The organism is Rhodopseudomonas sp. BR0C11 (genome assembly GCF_010820945.1).
GTDB lineage: Bacteria > Pseudomonadota > Alphaproteobacteria > Rhizobiales > Xanthobacteraceae > Rhodopseudomonas > Rhodopseudomonas palustris_H.
This window is the reverse complement of sequence record NZ_QTKI01000455.1, coordinates 1-3,585: the sequence shown is the minus strand read 5'-3', so window position 1 is coordinate 3,585 and position 3,585 is coordinate 1. Positions and strand designations below refer to the sequence as shown.

Genomic DNA, 3,585 nt, shown 5'->3' with positions numbered 1-3,585 from the left:
ATCCAGGCGCGGTCGCCGAGGCGATCCGGATGACCGCGACACCGCGGGGCGCGCTCGGCGGATCCGATTACCCGGCGACCTGGACCGGCCGCAAGAGCCTGGAGACCGCCGCCGCCTACCTGACGGGGCGCTACGAGAGCGCCTACGCGTCCAGCCTGTTTGAAACCTGGTATCGCGCCCGGGCGGGCGCGACCCGGTCGGATCACGCCGCGTTTCGTCCGCGGGCGTGATCCTGCCACCACGCTTCCAGCGCATCCGCCTCCGGCGGCAGCGACACCGACAGCCCCTGGGCGAAATCGTTCCAGACGTCCTCGGCCTTCGGCGTCACCACGCACGCCACCGGCACGCCGGCCGCGATCGCCGCCTGGAACGCCGACATCAACCCGCCGCGCACCGCCTCCTGGCCGCCGAACCGGCTCAGCACCACCAGCGCCGGCTTGCGCGCCACCGCGCGTTCGACCGCCCCGGCCGCCAAAGCCAGCGACGACGAATTGAGATTGCAGGCCTGCGATCCCGAGCCGAGATCCTGATGCATCGCATAGCGGTCGCCGGTCGCGATATCGATCAGCTCGCTGCGGCATTCGCAGCCTTCGTGACCGCCACCATGGCCTTCACCGTGACCATGCCCGTGTCCCTGATGGCCGCGGCCGGTATCTTCCGGCGGCACGATCACGCCGACGACATCGATGCCCTCGGCCTTGCGCCGTAGTGCAAACGCGGTGAGCACGTCGGCGGCCGGCGTCCCCGGGCCGCCGCGCAGCGCCGCGATCGGCATCAGTTGGTTGCTTTCGAACGACATTGTCGATTCTCCTCCATGAGATACGGACGTACGTCGTCGCTGACCCGACACGACTGGTAGTCGCGTAGTCGCCAGCGCCGCCGTTGCAGCGATCAGCAAGGAGAATGCGAAGTTCGTGCCGGCTCGCGGCACGTCATCGCCGCCAACTACGCGTGGCCGTCGCGTCCAGGCGCGAGCGCGACGCCCTTGATCTGCGCATACACGTCGACACCTTCGGCGAGCCGGAGCAGATCCCATGACCGTCGGCTGAGCCGCGCCAACAGCCGGCCGCCATGACCTTCGCGGCCGAGCGCCAGCACCACCAGCATCTCGTTGGCGCCGACCGGCGAAGTGGTGACGATCCGTGCCGCCACCGCGTTGAGGATCGAGCTCGCTTGCGGCAGCTCTCGCGCCAGGCTGACGTCGCTGGCGGCGATCCGAACCCGGCGGAGCTCGCCGCTCGCCGCCGGCGCCGACGGCACCAGCAGCCGCCCGCCGTCGATCTGCAGCGTCACCAGACCATAGTTGGAATCGTAGCTTTCGACCTCGGCGTCGAAATTCACCGCGGCGTCGCGTGCAATCGCCAGCGGCAGCTTCGGATCGCTCTGCAGCTCGGCGAGCGGCCCGACCGCCAGCACCTTGCCGGCCTGCATCAGCACCAGATGATCGGCGAGCCGTTCGATCTCGGTGATGTCGTGACTGACATAGACCACCGGCAGCGACAGCCGCGCATGCAGCCGCTCCAGGAACGGCAGGATCTCGTCCTTGGTGAGCCGGTCGAGCGCCGACAGCGGCTCGTCCATCAGCAAGAGTTTCGGCTGCGACAGCAGCGCCCGTCCGATCGCGACGCGCTGACGCTCGCCGCCCGACAGATTGCGCGGCGAGCGTTCCAGCAGCTTCGCTAGGCCCAGCAGTTCGATCACTTCGTCGAACTCGACCGCATCGGCATGGGTCTTAACCGACTCATGCGGCGCGCCGTACAGCAGGTTGGCTCTTACCGAGAGATGCTGAAAAAGGCTGGCTTCCTGAAACACGTAGCCGATCGGGCGATGATGCGGCTTCAGGAACGTCGTATCGTCCTGCCACACCTCGCCGCTGACTTCGCAGTTACTTCCGGGCAGATGCTGCAGCCCGGCGAGGCAGCGCAGCACGCTGGACTTGCCGCAGCCGGAGGGCCCGAACAGGCCGGTGATTCCGGTGGCCGGCACCGTGAAGGCGGCATCCAGATTGAAGCCGCCGAGCCGGCCGCGAAACGCCGCCCGAATGGTGGGGGGTGACAGCGCCCTCATGCCCGGATCCGTGCGGTTCGTTTTTCCAGCATCATCATGGTGAGGATCACCACGAAGGCGAATGCCGCCATGCCGCCGGCCAGGATGTTGGCCTCACGCCACTGCGAGGTCTCGACGTAATCGTAGATCGCCACCGACAGCACTTTGGTGCTGCCCGGAATGTTGCCGCCGATCATCAGCACGATGCCGAACTCGCCGACGGTGTGGGCGAAGCCGAGCACCGCGCCGGCCAGAAAGCCCGGCCGCGCCAGCGGTACCGCCACCGTCCAGAATGCCTTCAGCGGCGAGGCGCGCAGCGTCGCCGCGACTTCCAGCGGACGATCGCCGATCGCATCGAACGCATTGCGGATCGGCTGCACCACGAACGGCATCGAATAGATCACCGAGCCGAACACCAGGCCGCCGAAGGTGAACGCCACGGTGCGGCCGCCCCACAGCGACGCCAGCGCGCCGCCCGGCCCGTCCGGCCCCATCAGCACCAACAGATAAAACCCGAGCACGGTCGGCGGCAGCACCAGCGGCAGCGCCACCACCGCCGCGACGCCTTCCTTCCACCACGCCCTGGAGCGCGCCAGCCACCACGCGATCGGCGTGCCGACGATCAGCAGGATCACCGTGGTAATCGCCGCCAGCTCGATGGTGAGCCAGACCGGCTGCCAGATGTCGGGGGGAAGGCTATGCATACGTCCTCAGGACTGAGGTGGTGAAGGAAGCGAGGCCTTCCTCCGTCATTGCGAGCGAAGCGAAGCAATCCATGCGGCGAGCACCAAGCTGGATTGCTTCGTCGCTACGCTCCTCGCAATGACGGAGAGGCTTCAGCATGAGAACGTCAGCTCGCCTTCGGCGTGGTGACTTCGTACCCGAACTTCTCGATGATGGCGCGCGACTCCGGGCCCTTGAGGAAGTCGAGGAACGCCTTGGCGGCGGCGTTGGCTTCGCCCTTCTTCAGCAGCACCGCGTCCTGGGTGATCGGCTTGTACAGGTTCTGCGGCACCATCCAGCGCGAGCCGTCCTTGTCGCCGATCACCTGCGACAGCGCCACGAAGCCGATCTCGGCGTTGCCGGTCTGCACGAACTGATAGGCCTGGGTGATGTTGGCGCCTTCGACCAGCTTCGGCTTGAGGTCGTCGTACAGCTTCAGCGCCTGCATGGTCTCGACCGCGGCGGCGCCGTAGGGCGCGGCGGCCGGATTGCAGATCGACACCTTGGCGATCGACGCCTGCTTCAGGGTCTCTTCGCCCTTCACCACGCCCGGCGACTTGCTCCACAGCACCAGCTTGCCGACCGCGTAGGTGAACACGCTGTCCTTCACGCCGAGACCTTCTTCGGCGAGCTTCTTCGGCCGCGCCGAGTCGGCCGACAGGAATACTTCGAACGGCGCGTCCTGGGTGATCTGGGTGTAGAACTGACCGCTGGCGCCGAACGACAGCACCACCTCGTGCCCGGTCTTGGCCTTGAACGCCGCGGCGATCCCCTTCACCGGCCCGGTGAAATTCGCCGCGGCCGCGACCTTGGCGG

4 protein-coding genes and 1 pseudogene are annotated in these 3,585 nt (G+C 67.4%); 1 reads left to right on the top strand and 4 read right to left on the bottom strand.

The window, feature by feature from the left end; all coding sequences use genetic code 11:
* Positions 1–230 (top strand): annotated as a pseudogene (locus tag DYI24_RS23290) (peptidase); the annotation flags it as partial.
* Here DYI24_RS23290 and DYI24_RS23285 read toward each other — a convergent pair.
* The 4 genes from DYI24_RS23285 to modA all read right to left on the bottom strand — a co-directional run.
* Complete coding sequence (locus tag DYI24_RS23285; protein WP_164574019.1) at positions 203–799, bottom strand: DUF2478 domain-containing protein; 597 nt, start codon at positions 797–799, stop codon at positions 203–205. The pseudogene DYI24_RS23290 and the gene DYI24_RS23285 sit on opposite strands and share 28 nt — an antisense overlap.
* 146 nt (positions 800–945) lie before the next feature.
* A complete protein-coding gene (modC, locus tag DYI24_RS23280; RefSeq protein WP_164574018.1) occupies positions 946–2,067 on the bottom strand; it encodes a molybdenum ABC transporter ATP-binding protein in 1,122 nt (373 codons plus the stop codon).
* Positions 2,064–2,750, bottom strand: coding sequence for a molybdate ABC transporter permease subunit (gene modB, locus DYI24_RS23275; protein ID WP_164574017.1), 687 nt, complete (start codon positions 2,748–2,750; stop codon positions 2,064–2,066). The genes modC and modB overlap by 4 nt, the downstream gene beginning before the upstream one ends.
* A gap of 146 nt (positions 2,751–2,896) precedes the next feature.
* Positions 2,897–3,585 (bottom strand): molybdate ABC transporter substrate-binding protein (gene modA / locus DYI24_RS23270; protein ID WP_164574016.1); only part of this gene is annotated, 689 nt, incomplete at its 5' end.

Coding starts and splice junctions, on each gene's coding strand:
- DYI24_RS23285 (WP_164574019.1), bottom strand. CDS start 799: ATGTCGTTCGAAAGCAACCAACTGATGCCGATCGCGGCGCTGCGCGGC.
- modC (WP_164574018.1), bottom strand. CDS start 2,067: ATGAGGGCGCTGTCACCCCCCACCATTCGGGCGGCGTTTCGCGGCCGG.
- modB (WP_164574017.1), bottom strand. CDS start 2,750: ATGCATAGCCTTCCCCCCGACATCTGGCAGCCGGTCTGGCTCACCATC.